Below are 16811 nucleotides of genomic sequence, written 5' to 3'. Positions count from 1 at the left end.
GACGGCGGGGCAGTGGGCGACATCGCAGCGGGCGGCGGGGCAGCGGGCGGCGGGCTCACGGGCGCGCGCGAGCGCTGGGTGCGTACGGGCGGGGTCGAGCTGTGCGTCGCGGAGCTGGGCGACGCCGCGCAGCCGACGGTGCTGCTGGTGCACGGCTATCCGGACAGCAAGGAGGTCTGGACGGAGGTCGCCGAGCGGCTGGCCGAGCGGTGGCACGTGGTGCTGTACGACGTGCGGGGCCACGGCAGGTCGACGGCCCCGACGCCGCTGCGCGGCGGCTTCACGCTGGAGAAGCTGACCGACGACTTCCTGGCCGTCGCCGACGCGGTGAGCCCGGACCGGCCGGTGCACCTGGTGGGGCACGACTGGGGCTCGGTGCAGTCCTGGGAGTTCGTGACGGTCAAGCGCACGGAGGGCAGGATCGCCTCGTTCACCTCCATGTCCGGCCCGTCCCTCGACCACTTCGGGCACTGGATCAAGCAGCGCGTGACCCGGCCGACCCCGCGCCGGGTGGGCCAGCTCCTGGGCCAGGGCGCCAAGTCCTGGTACGTGTACCTGCTGCACACGCCCGTGCTGCCCGAGCTGGCCTGGCGCGGACCGCTCGGCAAGCGGTGGCCTGGGCTGCTGGAGCGTCTGGAGAAGGTCCCGGCGGGCGACTACCCGACGGCCTCGCTCCCCTCGGACGCGGCGCACGGCGCCTGGCTCTACCGGGACAACGTCCGGGCCAGGCTGGGCCGTCCGCGCGCCGACGCGTTCGCCCACGCCCCGGTCCAGCTGATCACCCCGACCGGCGACGCCTTCCTCTCCGAGCACCTCTACGACGACCTGGAGCGGTGGGCGCCGCAGCTGGTGCGCCGCAGCCTGCCCGCCAAGCACTGGGTGCCGCGCACCAGGCCCGACCGGCTGACGGCGTGGATCAACGAGTTCGCGACGGCGGTGGAGGGCGGGGCGTCCGCGCGGGACGCCCTGGCCGACGGCCCCTACGCCGAGCGCTTCGGCGGCCAGCTGGTGCTGGTCACGGGCGCGGCCAGCGGCATCGGCCGGGCCACGGCCTTCGCGTTCGCCGAGGCGGGGGCGCGGATCGTGGCCGTCGACCGGGACGCGGAGGGGGCGGCCAGGACGGCGGAGCTGGCGCGGCTGATCGGCGCCCCCGAAGCCTGGGGCGAAGCGGTGGACGTCAGCGACGAGCAGGCGATGGAGAAGCTGGCCGAGAAGGTCGCCAGGGAGTGCGGCATCGTGGACGTCCTGGTGAACAACGCCGGGATCGGGCTCTCCGGCTCCTTCTTCGACACCTCGGCCGAGGACTGGAAGAGGGTCCTGGACGTCAATCTGTGGGGCGTCATCCACGGCTGCCGGATCTTCGGCAAGCAGATGGCCGACCGCGGCCAGGGCGGCCACATCGTCAACACCGCGTCGGCCGCCGCCTTCCAGCCGTCCAAGGCACTGCCGGCGTACTCCACGTCGAAGGCCGCCGTGCTGATGCTCAGCGAGTGCCTGCGCGCCGAGCTGGCCGGGCAGGGCATCGGCGTGTCGGCGATCTGCCCCGGACTCGTCAACACCAACATCACCGCGACGACCACCTTCACCGGGGTCGACGACACCGAGCAGAAGCGGCTCCAGAAGCGCACGTCACGGCTGTACGGGCTGCGCAACTACCCGCCGGAGAAGGTCGCTTCGGCGATCCTGCGGGCCGTCGCGCAGAACCGGGCGGTCGTGCCGGTCACCCCCGAGGCGCGCGGCGCACACCTGATGTCGCGCTTCACGCCCAGGGCGCTGCGGGCGATAGCCAGGATGGAGCCTCCGCTGTAGGCGGGTCGTACCATCGCTCGGGCGCGGTGGGCCGCGCCGCGACGGGTCGAGTGGGGAGTGGTTTTGTCCGAGGCGTCGGCGGTCGAGTACCGCATCGAGGACCTGGCGCATCTCAGCGGCGCCACGGTCCGCACCATCCGCGCCTACCAGGACCGCGGGCTGCTGCCCAAGCCGGAGCGGCGCGGCCGGGCCAACGTGTACGGCGAGGAGCACCTGGCCAGGCTGCACCGCATCGCCGACCTGCTGGAGCGCGGCTACACCCTGGCGTCCATCAAGGAGCTGCTGGAGGCGTGGGACTCCGGGCGCGGTCTCGGCGGGGTGCTCGGACTGGTCGCCGAGGTGCACGGGCCGTGGACCGACGAGCAGTCGGCCAGGATCTCCCGGGCCGATCTGGACGAGAAGTTCGGCGGCACGCCCGACGAGGAGGCGATCGCCGAGGCGGTGGAGCTTGGGGTGCTCCAGCGGCTGCCGGGGAACGAGGCGGAATTCCTGGTTCCGAGCCCACAGGAACTCTCCGTGGCCGTGGAGTTGTACGCGGCGGGAGTCCCGCTCACCGCAATCTCCGGACACCTGCGGGAACTTCGGGGCCAAGTGGAACACATCGCCGCGCGCTTCCTGGAGTTCACCACCGAGCACGTCTTCGCGCGCTACCTCGGCCATCTGCCCCCGACGGACTCGGACGCGGCCGAAGCCGCCTCGCTCGTCCGCCGCCTGCGCCCGCTCGCCCAGCAGACCGTGGACGCCGAACTCGCGCGCGCCATGCAGACCCTGGCGACCCGTCACCTCCAGCAGCACCTGGTGCCGGACGAGCCCCCGGCGAAGGATGACGAGCTGCGTTCCGTGGCCCTGCCCGGCGGGACGATCAGGGCCGTACAGCGGCTGGTTGGCGCGCAGAACGCGGCGGCCTTCATCACCGCGGCGACCGAACGGGAGCTACAGAGCCGGACATTGGACGCTCTAGCCCCAACTGTGACAAATGGCAGAATAGTTGACCAAAACCCTTGAATCCGGCGTCACTTGTCCACAGAACCTTCAACTCCCCCTGTGGAAAACCACACTTGACTGTGGATCAAACCTGAGCGCCAAAAACGGATGCGCGACGATCGTCACATCCGGCACGCTGACGGGATGGACGAACGACGCACCGTGAAGGTGTCGAAGTACCTCTCGAAACACCTGCGGCACCAGCCCGGACGCATCGGGATCGCCCTCGACGCGAACGGCTGGGTGCCGGTGGCGGAGCTGCTGGGCGCGGCCGCCGCACACGGCATGCGCATCACGCGCGACGAACTGGACCACGTGGTCGCCGAGAACGACAAGAAGCGCTTCACCGTCGAGACCGGCCCGGACGGCGACCGGATCCGCGCCAACCAGGGCCACACCGTCACGGTCGACCTCGCCCTGGAGCCCGCCGAACCGCCCGCGTACCTCTACCACGGCACCGTCGCCCGCTTCCTGGACGCGATCCGCGCGGAGGGCCTGCGCCCGATGGACCGCCACCACGTCCACCTCTCGCCCGACCGGGCCACCGCGACCCGGGTCGGCGCCCGCCGCGGCCGCCCCGTGGTCCTGTCGGTGGACGCGGGCGCGATGCACCGGGCGGGCCACACCTTCCTGGTCAGCGAGAACGGGGTCTGGCTCACCGACGCCGTACCCCCGCGGTTCCTCCGCCTGCCGGGCGAGCCGCGCCCCTGAACCGCGCCCCGCCCCCCCCTTCTCCGGGAAGCCCCGCGTTTTCTCCGGGAAGCCCCGCGTTCCCAGGACCCGGCCCGCCGGGGCATGATCCGTTCCATGGACCAGCCGCGCCACGCCAGCACCGAAGCCGTCGTCACGGCGATCCGCGAGATCGCCGGGGAGCACGGCCTGGAGATCCGCGTCAGCGACGACATCGGCACCGACCAGGTGTCCCGGCGCACCGCCGCGGGCGCCTTCACCGCCCTCGACACGGACGGCAGCCTGCCGCACGAGGCGTACGTGGAGCTGTCGGGCCCGCCCGCCGTCACCGTGCACGTCTTCCCCGACGGCGACGCGAAGATCACCGTCGAAGGCGTGGAGTTCGCGGACGTCCCGCGCGACCGTGCGCCCGCCTTCCTCCGCTCGGTCCTCGGCGGCCTCGCGCACGTGAAGGGCCGTTTCTTCCCGCCCGGCTACTGGCTGACCGTGCCGCTGCCGGGCGACGAGACGTACCGGGAGCTGATCCCGTTCCCGTACCTCTCCCCCTGGCTCAGCCGGGCCCTGCGCTGACCGCCCCGGTCCCGGCAGGCCCTGCGCCGACCGCCCCGGCCGCGCGGCGGCTCGCCCGTGCGACGGTCCGCGATCTGGGCCCTTAAGGTCGTGACCATGCGCCTGAGCACTGTGATTCTGCCGATCTACCGTTGGAACGACGAGGGCCGCAGCCACTGGCAGCGCGCCGAGGAACTCGGTTTCCACACCGCGTACACCTACGACCACCTCGCCTGGCGGTCCTTCCGCGACGGCCCCTGGTTCGGCGCGGTGCCGACCCTGACCGCCGCCGCGGCCGCGACCTCGCGGATGCGCCTGGGCACCCTCGTGACCTCGCCGAACTTCCGCCACCCGGTGACCCTCGCCAAGGAACTGATCTCCCTGGACGACATCTCGGACGGCCGGATCACGCTCGGCGTCGGCGCGGGCGGCAACGGCTTCGACGCCACCACCCTGCGCGGCCCGGGACAGGAGTGGACGCCGCGCGAACGGGCCGACCACTTCGGCGAGTTCGTGCCGCTCCTGGACCGGCTGCTGCGCTCGCCCGCGTCCGTGACGCACGAGGGCGAGCGCTACTCCGCGCACGAGGCGCGCAACCTCCCCGGCTGCGTCCAGCGCCCCCGGCTGCCCTTCGCGGTCGCGGCGACCGGGCCGCGCGGCATGAAGCTGGCCGCCGGGTACGGCCAGGCGTGGGTGACCACGGGCGACCCGAAGATCTTCGAGACCGGCACGCCCGCCGACTCCGTCGAGGCGATCAGGGGCCAGGTAGGCAAGCTGGGCGCGGCCTGCGAGGCGATCGACCGCAACCCCGACGAACTCGACAAGATCCTGCTCACCGGCTTCACGCCGGACCGGCAGCGCCCGCTGGAGTCCGTCGACGCCTTCGTGGAGTTCGCGGCGAACCACAAGGCGCTCGGCATCACCGAAATCGTGATCCACTGGCCCATTCCCGACTCCGAGTTCGCGGCGGACGAGAAGGTCTTCGAGCGGATCGCCACCGAGGCGCTCGCCCAGCTCTGAGCGGCCGTCCGCCACGAGGCCGGCTCCGCCCGGCGGGACCGGCCCGGACTGACCGGAACTCGTCGATTCCATAAGGGGGCGCACGCTCTCAAATGTGCGCCCCCTCGCACTACCGTGCACCTCGTACGCGAGAATGGATCTGTGACCTCAGCTACCGCCCCCCGCCGCGTCCCCGCCGTCCCCCGGCTGATCGCCACCGACCTGGACGGCACCCTGCTGCGCGACGACAAGTCCGTGTCGGAGCGCACCGTCGCCGCGCTCGCCGCGGCGGAGCGTGCGGGCATCGAGGTCTTCTTCGTCACCGGCCGCCCGGCCCGCTGGATGGACGTCGTCAGCGACCACGTGCACGGCCACGGCCTGGCCATCTGCGGCAACGGCGCGGCCGTCGTCGACCTGCGGCACGACGGCGCGGGAGCACCCCGCTTCATCAAGGTCCGCCCCGTCGAGCGGGAGACCGCGCTGGACGTCGTCGGCACGCTGCGCGCCGCCGCACCCGGCACGTCGTTCGCCGTCGAGCGGACCTGCGGCATACAGCACGAGCCCGCCTATCCCCCGCTGCACATGGACCCGGCGCTCTCCATCGCCACCGCCGAGAAGCTCCTGGACGCGGCGGCCGCCGAGGCGGACGAGCCCGTCCTCAAGATCCTCGCCTTCCACCCCGAGCTGTCCCCCGACGCCTTCCTCGGCCTGGCCCGCGCCGCCGTGGGCCCGCGCGCCGAGGTCACCCGCTCCAGCCCCACCGCGCTCCTGGAGATCAGCGCCCCCGGCGTCTCCAAGGCGTCCACGCTGGCGCTGTGCTGCGCCGAGCGCGGCATCTCGGCCGAGGAGGTCGTGGCCTTCGGCGACATGCCGAACGACATCGAGATGCTGAGCTGGGCCGGTGCCTCGTACGCGATGGGCAACGCCCACCCGGCGGTGCTCGCCGCCGCGTCCGGCCGTACGGAGTCGAACAACGAGGACGGCGTGGCGGCCGTGATCGAGCGCATCCTCGAAGGCCGGTAGCCCGGGGCGGGAACGGAGGCGGGGTCCCGTACCCCGTACCCCGTACACCCCGTACCTCTGTACCCCCGTACCCCTAGAGCACCACTCCGTGCTCCCGCATCCACCCCATCGGGTCCACGCCCGACCCCAGGTACGGCGTCAGCCGCACCTCGAAGTGCAGGTGCGGCCCCGTCGAGTTGCCCGTCGTCCCCGCCTGCCCGACCCACTGCCCGGCCCGCACCCGCTCGCCCGGCTCGACGGCGGCGGCCGACAGGTGCGCGTACTGCGTGTACCAGCCGTTCGCGTGCCCGAGCACCACCTCGATGCCGAAGCCGCCCCCGCAGGACACCGAGACCACCCGCCCCGCACCGGCCGCCCGCACCGGCGTGCCGACGGCGACCGCGAAGTCCTGCCCGGTGTGCCGGTGCGCCCAGCGCTCGCCCGCACGGTCGAACCCCGCCGACAGCGCGTACGACTCCAGCGGCGCGACCCACGCCCCGCCGTCCGGCAGCCCGCGCTGCGCCATCCGTACGACGCCGTCGCACTTCCCGGCCGCCACGCTGCGCTCCGCGTCCCTCTCCAGGCGCGCCCGCACCGCCTTCAGCCGCGCCTCGACGGACCGCCGCAGCAGCGCGAGCCGCGCGGTGCGCGCCTCCAGGTCGCGCCAGGCGTCCCGGGCGCGCCGCTCGTCCCGTACGAGCACCCGCTCGGCCAGCACCGCCCGGTCCAGCATCCGCGCCAGCGCCAGGTCGGCCCGGTGCGCCAGGTACCGGCCGCGCAGCAGCCGCTCGGGGTCGCCCGCGAGGAGGACCCGGGCCGTGTCCGCGACGGGCCCGGCGCCCGCGCGGTACTGGGAGCGGGCGACCGCGCCCAGACCGGCGCGGTGCCCGGCGAGCACCCGGCGCTGCCGCGCGAGCCGCACCTCCAGGCGCCGGGCCTCGGCGCGCCGCAGCCCGGCGGCGCGCCTGCCTCTCTCGTACGCGTCGGTGGCCCGCGCCACCTGCTCGTACAGCCGCGCCACCCGGGCGCCCGCGCGGGGCCCGTCGGACCCGCCCGCGGCACTGCCCGTACCGGCCCCCGTACCGGCACTCGTACCTGCGGCCTTACCGGCACCGGGGCGTGCGGCCGGCCCGTCGGCGGCGTGTGCGGACGGGTCGGGCGCGAGGGTGAGCAGCGCGCAGAGCGCCAGCGCCCCCAGGCAGCGCCTGCGCCCCCTTGTACGTCGCGTTCGCATCCCAGGATCGTCGCCCCGGGCGCCGGGGTTTCGGCGCAACCGCACGGGCGCGTGGCGCCGCGTCCCGCCAACGGACCAGCGCCCGCACACACGGACGGCACGGCGCGGGACCGCCGGATCCGCAGCCAAACCCACCTTCCGTGTCCGTTCCGGAGCCGGAGCCGGAGCCGGAGCCGGAGCCAGCACCCGCACCCGCACCCGCACCCGCACCCGCACCCGGAACTACAGCGGGGCCTCCCACACCACGGTCGTCCCCGCCCCGTCCTCCCCGATCCCCGGCCCGCAGTCGCTCGACCCGCCCAGCGACTCCGCGCGCCGCCGCAGGTTGCGCAGCCCGCTGCGCCGACCGCCCTCCGGGATGCCCACCCCGTCGTCGGCGACCGAGAGCCGCACCCCGGGCGTGCCGTCGGGCAGGGTCACGGTCGCGTCGACCACGACCTCGATGTGCTGTGCCCGCGCGTGCCGGAAGGCGTTGGACAGCGCCTCGCGCAGCGCCGCGATGAGGTTCTTTCCGGTCAACTCCCCGACCAGCGAGTCCACCGGGCCGACGAAGCGGTGCGAGGGCTTGTAGCCGAGCGGCACGGCCGCCATGTTGATCTCCCGCAGCACGCGGGTGCGCAGCCCGGACGGCGCCTCGGCCGGTCCCTGCTGGAGCGCGAAGATGGCGGTGCGGATCTCCTGGATCGTCACGTCCAGCTCGTCGACCGCCCGCCCGACGCCCGTCTGCACCTCGGGCACCACCGACTTGCGCTGGGCGCCCTCCAGCATCATCCCGGTGGCGAAGAGCCGTTGGATGACCAGGTCGTGCAGGTCCCGCGCGATCCGGTCGCGGTCCTCGTACACCGCGAGGCGCTCCCGGTCGCGCTGGGCGTCCGCCATCATCAGGGCCAGCGCGGCCTGCGAGGCGAACTGCGTGGCCAGGGTGCGCTCCGCCTCCGTGAAGGGGCGCTCGCCGCGCGCGCGGGGCGTGGCGAGCGCGCCCAGCACCCGCCCGCCGCTCTGCAGCGGCAGCAGCATGCTCGGCCCGTACCGCTCCGCGAGGCGGGTGAGCATCCGGTCGTCGGTCGCCGAGTCGTCGACGAACACCGCCTCGCCCTTCAGCAGCGTCGCGACCACCCGGCTCTCTCCCGGGATGACCGTGCCGAGCGCCCCCGAGGGCTCGTCCTCGGCGACCGCGACGATCTCCAGGGCCCCCTCGTCGGCGGGCAGCAGCACCATCCCGGCCGTCGCCGCGGCCAGCCGCCGCGCCTGTTCGGCGACGACGGCGAGCGCGTCGTCCGCGTCGCCCCCGGCGAGCAGCGCGGTGGTGACGGCGACCGAGCCGTCGATCCACCGCTCGCGCTGGCGGGCCTCCTCGTACAGCCGGGCGTTGCCGATCGCGATCCCGGCCTCGGTGGCGAGGACCCGCACCATGTGCAGGTCGTAGTCGTTGAACTCGCCGCCGTCGTTCTTCTCGGTCAGGTAGAGGTTGCCGAAGATGTCGCCCTGGACGCGGATGGGGACGCCCAGGAAGGTCCGCATCACCGGGTGCCCCTCGGGGAACCCGGCCGCGCGCGGATCGGTCCGCAGGTCGGCGAGCCGCATCGGCACGGGGTCGTGGATCAGCGCGCCCAGCAGCCCCCTGTGCCCGTCGGGCCGGCGCCCGATCCGGTCCGCGACCTCCTGCGGGACCCCGTACGTCACGAAGTCCGAGAGGCCGTCGCCCTCCTCGTCGACCACGCCGATCGCGGCGTAGCGGGCGTCGGCGAGTTCGGCGGCGGTCCGGCAGATCCGGTCGAGGGTGGAGCGCAGTTCGAGGCCCGTGCCCACGGAGCGCATCGCCTCCAGGAGCTGCGGGACGCGGGCGGTCAGCTCGGTGGACAGACCCTGCAGGCTGCGGGTCGCCTCGGTCGCGGCGTCAAGGGAGTCCTTCGGGTCCGGCGCTGGCATGCCTAGAGATTAGTTAGTCCTATTTGGCAAGGAAAGTCGGCTGTGAGAGTCCTTCCGTCTCCCGCTCCCTCTCCAGCATGCGCCGCAGCGGCCCCTCGACGACCGAGAGTTCCCCGAACTCCCCGCGCTGCACGACGTGTCCCCGTTCCAGCACGACGATCTCGTCGACGGCTTCGAGGCCGCGCAGCCGGTGCGTGATCAACACCGTCGTACGCCCTTCCGTGGCGGCGAGCAGGTCCTCGGTGAGCGCGTCTGCGGTCGCCAGGTCCAGGTGTTCGGCGGGCTCGTCGAGCACCAGCACCGGGAAGTCCGCGAGCAGCGCCCGCGCCAGGGCGAGCCGCTGCCGCTGTCCGCCGGACATCCGCGCGCCGTGCTCGCCGACCGGGGTGTCGAGGCCGTCGGGCAGCGTGTCCACCCACTCCAGCAGCCGGGCCCGCGCCAGCGCGGCGCGCAGTTCGGTGTCGTCGGCGCCGGGCCTGGCCAGCCGCAGGTTCTCCCGTACGGAGCTGTCGAAGACGTGCGCGTCCTGGGCGCAGAGCCCCACGGTCGCGCGGACGTCGTCGCCCGCCATCGCCCGCGCGGCGACCCCGCCGATCTCGTACGTCCCCTGCCGCACGTCGAGGAAGCGCAGCAGCACCTGGGCGAGGGTCGTCTTGCCCGACCCCGACGCCCCGACGACGGCGACCCGCCGCCCGGCGTCGAGCCGCAGCCCGAACCCGGCGAGCGCGTCCCGCTCCTGCCCCTCGTACCGCGCTGACACCCCGTCGAGCACCAGGGGGAACACCTCGGCGGGCGGCGCGACGGGCCGCCCGGGCTCGGGGACGGGGACGGGGGCGTCGAGCACTTCGTACACCCGCTCCGCGCTCCGCTTCACGCGCTGCCGGTACTGCACGGCGAGCGGCAGCCCGGCGACGGTCTCGAACGCGGCGAGCGGCGTCAGCACCAGGACGGCCAGCTGTACGCCGGGCAGCCTGCCGTCGCCCACGGCCTGGACGCCGACGAGCGCGGCGCCCGCCACGGTCAGTCCGGTGACCAGGGCGGTGAGCCCGGCGCCGAGCGCGGTGGCGGCGGCGCCCCGCGCGGCGATCCCGGTCAGCACCGCGTCGGCCTCCCTGGCCTGCCGCAGCCGACTCGGCAGCGCGCCCGCCACGGTCAGTTCCCCGATGCCGCGCAGCAGGTCCACGACTCTGGTCGCCAGTTCGCCGCGCGCGGGCGCCAACTGGCGCTCGGCGCGCCGCGCGACGGCCCCGCTGAGCGCGGGCACCCCGACGCCCGCGACGAGCAGCCCGACGGCCAGCACGGCGCCCGCCTCGGGCAGCAGCCAGCCCGTGAAGCCGACGGCTCCGACGCCCACCAGGAGGGCGGCGCCGACCGGCAGCAGCCACCGCAGCCAGTAGTCCTGGAGCGCGTCCACGTCGGCGACGAGCCGCGAGAGGAGGTCACCGCGCCTGGTCCTGCGCAGCCCCGCGGGGGAGATGCGTTCGAGGCGCCGGTAGACCGCGACCCGCAGGTCGGCGAGCATCCGCAGCACGGCGTCGTGCGAGACGAGCCGCTCGGCGTACCGGAAGACGGCCCGCCCGATCCCGAAGGCGCGCGTGGCGGTGACGGCGATCATCAGGTACATCACGGGAGGCTGTTCGGAGGCGCGCGAGATCAGCCACCCGGAGACGGCCATGAGCCCCACGGCGGACCCCAGGGCGAGGCTCCCCAGAACGAGGGCAAGACCGAGCCGCCCCCGAAGTTCCCGGGCCATTCCCCTGACCCGCTTGGTGGTGGGCACAGGAGCAGCGCTCATCGCTTCGGGGGCGGGGGCCGAGCCCCGGTCGTGGGAAGGCGCAGGGAGGGGAGAGGCCCCGCGCAGCGGCCCCGCCCCGGCCACCCCCGCACCGAGCACCGCACCCGCACCCGCACCGAGCACCGCCCCCGAAGCCCCCGCGGCCCCGATCCGCACCACCCGGTCCGCGACCGCGAGCAGCGCGGGCCGGTGCACGACCACGAGCACCGTCCGCCCCACCGCGAGCCGCCGCACCGCCTCCACGACCCCCGCCTCGGTCTCCCCGTCCAACGCGGCGGTGGGCTCGTCGAGCAGCAGGAGCGGACGGTCCGCGAGGAACGCCCGAGCGAGGGCGAGCCGCTGCCGCTGCCCGGCGGACAGTCCCGCCCCGTCCTCCCCGAGCGGGGTCCTGGCACCCAGCGGCAGCCCGGCGACGAACTCCCAGGCCCCCGCAGCCTCCAGCGCCCCGCGCACCGCCTCGTCCGAGGCGTCGGGCCGGGCGAGCCGTACGTTCTCCGCGATGCTCCCCGCGAAGAGATGGGGCCGCTGGGGCACCCAGGCGACCGACTCCCGCCACAGCGCGAGGTCCACGTCCCCGATCTCGACGCCGCCGACGAGCGCCCGCCCCTCTTCGGGCGGGACGAACCCCAGCACCACGTCGAGCAGCGTCGACTTCCCGGACCCGCTCGGCCCGACCAGGGCGACGGTCTCGCCCTCCTCCACGACCAGATCGGTCGAGTCCAGCGAGGGCTCACCGCGCCCGGCGTGACGAACGCTCACCCCCTGAAGCTCGATCCGCACCCCCCGGGGCACGGCGCCCCCGGGCACCGCCCCGCCACCCGCGGGGCCCGCCTCCAGCACCTCGAAGATCTCCTCGGCGGCCGAGAGCCCCTCCGCCGCCGCGTGGTACTGCGCCCCCACCTGCCGGATCGGCAGATACGCCTCGGGCGCCAGCACGAGGATCACCAGCCCCGTGTACAGGTCCATCTCCCCGTGCACGAGCCGCATCCCGATGGTCACCGCCACCAGCGCGACGGAGAGCGTCGCGAGCAGTTCCAGCGCGAACGACGACAGGAACGCGATCCGCAGCGTCCGCACGGTCGCCCGCCGGTACTCGGAGGTGATCTTCCGGATCGACTCCGCCTGCGCCTTCGCCCGCCCGAACACCTTGAGCGTGGGCAGCCCCGCGACCACGTCCAGGAAGTGCCCCGAGAGCTGGGAGAGCAGCCGCCACTGACGGTCCATCCGGTTCTGCGTGGCCCACCCGATCAGCACCATGAACAGCGGGATCAGCGGGAGCGTCACCACGATGATCGCGGCCGACACCCAGTCCTCGGTGACGATCCGCGCCAGCACCGCCACGGGCACCACCACCGCGAGCCCCAGCTGCGGCAGATAGCGCGCGAAGTAGTCGTCGAGCGCGTCGATCCCCCGCGTGGCGAGCGCCACCAGGGAGCCCGTCTTCTGCTGCCCCAGCCAACCGGGTCCCAGCCCCGCCGCCCGTTCGAGCAGCCGCCCCCGCAGCTCGCTCTTGACCGCCGCACTGGCCCGGTGGGCGGCCAGTTCGGTGAGCCAGGACACGAGCCCCCGACCGACCGCGACCGCCGCCAGCAGCACCAGCGCGGTGCGCAGTTCGGAGACGGAGTGCCCGTCCTCGAACGCGCCCACCACCACCTCGGCGACGAGCATCGCCTGGGCGACGACCAGCGCCGCTCCGACCAGGCCGAGCAGCACCACCGCCACGAGGAAGCGACGGGTGGACCGGGCGTACCGGAGCAGACGCGGATCGATCGGTTTCACGTGAAACATCTCCCACTGGTGCGACGGGGCATCAGCTAGTGCGGCTAGTGCGACGGAGCGTCAGCGATGTGCTGCGTACCGATCCGCTTGCGGAACACCCAGTAGGTCCAGCTCTGGTAGAGCAGCACCACCGGAGTGGCCACCCCCGCGCACCAGGTCATGATCTTGAGCGTGTACGGGCTCGACGAGGCGTTCGTCACCGTGAGGCTCCACTCCGGGTTCAGCGACGAGGGCATGACGTTCGGGAAGAGCGTCAGGAAGAGCATCGCCACGGCCGCCGCGATGGTGACCCCGGAGAGCGCGAACGACCAGCCCTCGCGCCCCGCCTTGATGGCCCCGACCGCGCCGACCAGCGCCAGCACGGCCACCACCATCGCGACCAGGCTCTTGCCGTCGCCCTTGTCGACCTGGGTCCAGATCAGGAAGGCGAGCGCCAGCACCGCCGTGACGAGCCCCAGCTTGAGCGCGAGCGCCCGTGCCCGGTCCCGGATGTCCCCGACGGTCTTGAGGGAGGCGAAGACCGCGCCGTGGAAGGTGAAGAGCGTCAGCGTGACCAGTCCGCCCAGCAGGGCGTACGGGTTCAGCAGGTCCCAGAAGTTGCCGACGTACTCCATCTCGCGGTCGATCTTCACGCCGCGCACGATGTTGCCGAAGGCCACGCCCCACAGCAGCGCCGGGACGAGCGAGGTCCAGAAGATGGCCCGCTCCCAGTTGGTCTGCCAGCGCTCCTCGGGCCGCTTGGCGCGGTACTCGAAGGCGACGCCGCGCACGATCAGACAGACCAGGATGATCAGCAGCGGCAGGTAGAAGCCGGAGAAGAGCGTCGCGTACCACTCGGGGAAGGCGGCGAAGGTCGCGCCGCCGGCCGTCAGCAGCCACACCTCGTTGCCGTCCCAGACGGGCCCGATGGTGTTGATCAGGACCCGCTTCTCGGTGCGGTCCCTGGCGAGGAGCCTGGTGAGGATCCCGATCCCGAAGTCGAAGCCCTCCAGGAAGAAGTAGCCGATCCAGAGGACGGCGATCAGCACGAACCAGACGTCATGGAGTTCCATACGTCAACTCCTCAGTACGAGAAGGCCATCGGCCGGTCGGGGTCGCGGTCGTCCCCGCCGATCTTGGTGGGCGGGTTGAGGTCGGACTCGGTGAGCTCGGGCGGTCCTGCCTTGATGTACTTCACGAGGAGCTTGACCTCGATCACCGCGAGCACCGCGTAGAGCAGCGTGAAGGTGATCATCGAGGTGAGCACCTCGCCCTGTGAGACGCCGGGGGACACCGCGTCCTCGGTGCGCAGCACGCCGTAGACGACCCAGGGCTGACGGCCCATCTCGGTGAAGATCCAGCCCCAGGAGTTGCCGATCAGCGGGAACAGCAGGGTCCACAGGGCGACGAGCCAGTAGAGCTTGGTGAACTTCGGGCTCAGGGCCTTGTTCTTGAAGAGCACCAGGTTCGGCACTTCGTCCTCGCCGGTCCGCAGGTGCTGCGGCAGCATGAACTTCTTCCGCGTCAGCCACAGCCCGAGCAGGCCGAGCGCGAAGGAGGCCATGCCGAAGCCGATCATCCAGCGGAACGCCCAGAAGGCGACGGGGATGTTGGGCCGGTAGTCGCCGGGCCCGTACTTCTCCTGCTCGGCCTTGTTGGTGTCGTTGATGCCGGGGACGTACGAGGAGAAGTCGTCGTTGGCGAGGAAGGACAGTATCCCGGGGATCTCGATGGCGACGGTGTTGTGGCCCTTGTCCACGTCCCCGTAGGCGAAGAGCGAGAAGGGCGCCCCGTCCTGGCCCTCCCAGAGCGCTTCGGCGGCGGCCATCTTCATCGGCTGCTGCTTGAACATCACCTTGCCGAGGAAGTCGCCGCTGACGGCGGTGAGCAGGCCCGCGACGATCACCGTCACCAGGCCGAGCCTGAGCGAGGTGCGCATCACCGGGACGTGCTTCTTGCGCGCCAGGTGGAAGGCGGAGATGCCGACCATGAAGGCGCCGCCGACCAGGAAGGCCGCCGTCAGGGTGTGGAAGACCTGGGTGAGGGTGGTGTTCTGGCTCAGGACCGCCCAGAAGTCGGTGAGCTCGGCGCGGCCGTTCTCCTCGTTGATCCGGTAGCCGACCGGGTGCTGCATCCAGGAGTTGGCGGCCAGGATGAAGTACGCGGAGAGGACGGTGCCGATCGAGACCATCCAGATGCAGGCGAGGTGGATCTTCTTCGGCAGCTTGTCCCAGCCGAAGATCCACAGTCCGATGAAGGTGGACTCGAAGAAGAACGCGATCAGCGCCTCGAAGGCGAGTGGGGCGCCGAAGATGTCACCGACGAAGCGCGAGTAGTCGGACCAGTTCATGCCGAACTGGAACTCCTGGACGATGCCGGTGACGACACCCATCGCGATGTTGATGAGGAAGAGCTTTCCCCAGAACTTCGTGGCCTTGAGGTACTTCTCGTTCTCCGTGCGCACCCAGGCGGTCTGCAGGCCGGCGGTGAGCGCGGCGAGCGAGATCGTCAGGGGAACGAAGAGGAAGTGGTAGACGGTGGTGATGCCGAACTGCCAGCGCGCCAGGGTCTCTGGCGCCAGAGCTAGGTCCACGTCGTCTTTCTCCTTACGTCGCCGTGGTCACAGCGGCAGTTTGCCCCTTTAATTCCACTGATCACGGGATGAACCGGGACACGCTTGTGAACGCGTTCACATTCACAAGCATTATGGCGCACAGACATTCGGGACGTTCGACCGGGGGTCCCCTACCCGCGGTATCCCGCCCGGGAACGGCGAAGTCCCCCACGAACGGGACGCTCGTGGGGGACTTCGCACCGCGGCGGGCAGCTCCGCCCCGCGCCTACAGCTCCTTGCGGAACGCCTCCGCCGCCTTCAGGAAGATGTCGTTGGCCTCGGTCTCGCCGATCGTGACCCGCAGCCCCTCGCCCGCGAACGGCCGCACCACGACGCCCGCCTTCTCGCAGGCCGCCGCGAAGTCGGTCGTACGCTCGCCGAGCCGCAGCCAGACGAAGTTCGCCTGCGTCTCGGGCACCGTCCAGCCCTGGCCCACCAGTCCCTCGTAGACCCGCGCGCGCTCGGCCACCAGCGACCCGACCCGGCCGAGCAGCTCGTCCTCGGCGCGCAGCGAGGCGACCGCCGCGTCCTGGGCCAGCTGCGTCACGCCGAAGGGCACGGCGGTCTTGCGCAGCGCCGCCGCGACCGGCTCGTGGGCGACCGCGAAGCCGACCCGCAGCCCCGCGAGGCCGTACGCCTTGGAGAAGGTCCGCAGCACGGCGACGTTCGGCCGGTCCCGGTAGAGCTCGATCCCGTCCGGGACGTCGGCGTCGCGGATGAACTCCCGGTACGCCTCGTCCAGCACCACCAGCACGTCGGACGGCACCCGGTCCAGGAACCGCTCCAGCTCCGCCCTGCGCACCACCGTGCCGGTCGGGTTGTTGGGGTTGCAGACGAAGATCAGCCGGGTGCGGTCGGTGATCGCGTCGGCCATCGCGTCGAGGTCGTGCACGTCGCCGTCCGTCAGCGGCACCTTCACCGACGCCGCACCGCTGATCTGCGTGAGGATCGGGTACGCCTCGAAGGACCGCCAGGCGTAGATGACCTCGTCACCGGGGCCGGCCGTGGACTGGAGCAGCGACTGCGCGACGCCGACGGAGCCCGTCCCCGTCGCCACGTGCGAGACCGGCACGCCGAAGCGATCGGCCAGCTCGTTCATCAGGCCCGTGCAGGCCATGTCCGGGTAGCGGTTGAAGCTCCCGGCCGCCGCGACCGCGCTCTCCAGGACCCCCGGCAGCGGCGGGTAGGGGTTCTCGTTGGAGGACAGCTTGTACGCCACGGGGCCGCCCGCGGCCGCCGGCTTGCCGGGCTTGTAGGTGGGGATGCCGTCCAGCTCGGCGCGCAGCTTGGGGCTCGTCTCGCTCACCGCAGGTCCTCCTCGACCGTCCGTACAGATCAATACCACTCACCTTATGAGGATTCGCCGCGCCTGCGAATGCCCCGGGGAAAGCGGGCCCCGGAAGCAGGGGGCGCTCGCCGCCCTGGCGTGCGCCGGTGGCTCGCGCCGT

At 72.7% G+C, this 16811-nt stretch carries 12 protein-coding genes; 6 read left to right on the top strand and 6 right to left on the bottom strand.

Features of this window, described 5'->3' with window-relative positions; all coding sequences use genetic code 11:
- Nucleotides 1-21: 21 nt before the first annotated feature.
- The 6 genes from ACIBNE_RS14450 (at nt 22) to ACIBNE_RS14425 (ending at nt 6054) form a co-directional block, all read left to right on the top strand.
- Nucleotides 22-1809 carry an SDR family oxidoreductase gene (locus ACIBNE_RS14450; RefSeq protein ID WP_399271660.1) on the top strand — a complete coding sequence of 596 codons (1788 nt, stop codon included), beginning with the start codon at nt 22-24 and terminating at the stop codon, nt 1807-1809.
- 63 nt (nt 1810-1872) lie between these two features.
- Nucleotides 1873-2814: a MerR family transcriptional regulator gene (locus ACIBNE_RS14445; protein WP_399271449.1), complete on the top strand. Its 942-nt coding sequence runs from the start codon at nt 1873-1875 to the stop codon at nt 2812-2814.
- Nucleotides 2815-2937: 123 nt separating this feature from the next.
- Nucleotides 2938-3504, top strand: coding sequence for an RNA 2'-phosphotransferase (locus ACIBNE_RS14440; RefSeq protein ID WP_399271450.1), 567 nt, complete (start codon nt 2938-2940; stop codon nt 3502-3504).
- A 96-nt stretch (nt 3505-3600) separates the two neighbouring features.
- On the top strand, nt 3601-4053 hold the full coding sequence (locus ACIBNE_RS14435) for a hypothetical protein (protein WP_399271451.1): 453 nt from the start codon (nt 3601-3603) through the stop codon (nt 4051-4053).
- Between the two features lie 96 nt (nt 4054-4149).
- Entirely contained in the window at nt 4150-5052 is a 903-nt protein-coding gene (locus ACIBNE_RS14430; protein WP_399271452.1) for an LLM class flavin-dependent oxidoreductase, read from the top strand.
- Between the two features lie 141 nt (nt 5053-5193).
- Nucleotides 5194-6054, top strand: a complete 861-nt coding sequence (locus ACIBNE_RS14425; protein WP_399271453.1) for a Cof-type HAD-IIB family hydrolase — start codon at nt 5194-5196, stop codon at nt 6052-6054.
- Nucleotides 6055-6127: 73 nt separating this feature from the next.
- Here the strand turns inward: ACIBNE_RS14425 and ACIBNE_RS14420 are convergent, their stop codons facing one another.
- The 6 genes from ACIBNE_RS14420 to hisC all read right to left on the bottom strand — a co-directional run bounded on the left by ACIBNE_RS14420 (nt 6128) and on the right by hisC (nt 16669).
- Nucleotides 6128-7267 (bottom strand): M23 family metallopeptidase, encoded by a 1140-nt coding sequence (locus ACIBNE_RS14420; RefSeq protein ID WP_399271454.1) that lies wholly within the window; start codon nt 7265-7267, stop codon nt 6128-6130.
- A 222-nt stretch (nt 7268-7489) separates the two neighbouring features.
- A complete protein-coding gene (locus ACIBNE_RS14415) occupies nt 7490-9196 on the bottom strand; it encodes a GAF domain-containing sensor histidine kinase (protein ID WP_399271455.1) in 1707 nt (568 codons plus the stop codon).
- Between the two features lie 19 nt (nt 9197-9215).
- The gene (gene cydD, locus ACIBNE_RS14410) at nt 9216-12770 is read right to left on the bottom strand and encodes a thiol reductant ABC exporter subunit CydD (protein WP_399271456.1); all 3555 of its coding nucleotides are present in this window, start codon (nt 12768-12770) and stop codon (nt 9216-9218) included.
- A 44-nt stretch (nt 12771-12814) separates the two neighbouring features.
- Nucleotides 12815-13822 carry a cytochrome d ubiquinol oxidase subunit II gene (cydB, locus tag ACIBNE_RS14405; RefSeq protein ID WP_399271457.1) on the bottom strand — a complete coding sequence of 336 codons (1008 nt, stop codon included), beginning with the start codon at nt 13820-13822 and terminating at the stop codon, nt 12815-12817.
- An 11-nt stretch (nt 13823-13833) separates the two neighbouring features.
- A complete protein-coding gene (locus ACIBNE_RS14400) occupies nt 13834-15342 on the bottom strand; it encodes a cytochrome ubiquinol oxidase subunit I (RefSeq protein ID WP_399271458.1) in 1509 nt (502 codons plus the stop codon).
- 247 nt (nt 15343-15589) lie between these two features.
- Entirely contained in the window at nt 15590-16669 is a 1080-nt protein-coding gene (hisC, locus tag ACIBNE_RS14395; protein ID WP_399271459.1) for a histidinol-phosphate transaminase, read from the bottom strand.
- Nucleotides 16670-16811: the final 142 nt, after the last annotated feature.

Source organism: Streptomyces sp. NPDC050504 (genome assembly GCF_044458065.1).
Taxonomy (GTDB): domain Bacteria; phylum Actinomycetota; class Actinomycetes; order Streptomycetales; family Streptomycetaceae; genus Streptomyces.
Note: the sequence above shows the minus strand (reverse complement) of the source record. Positions and strands in the feature narration are given on the sequence as shown.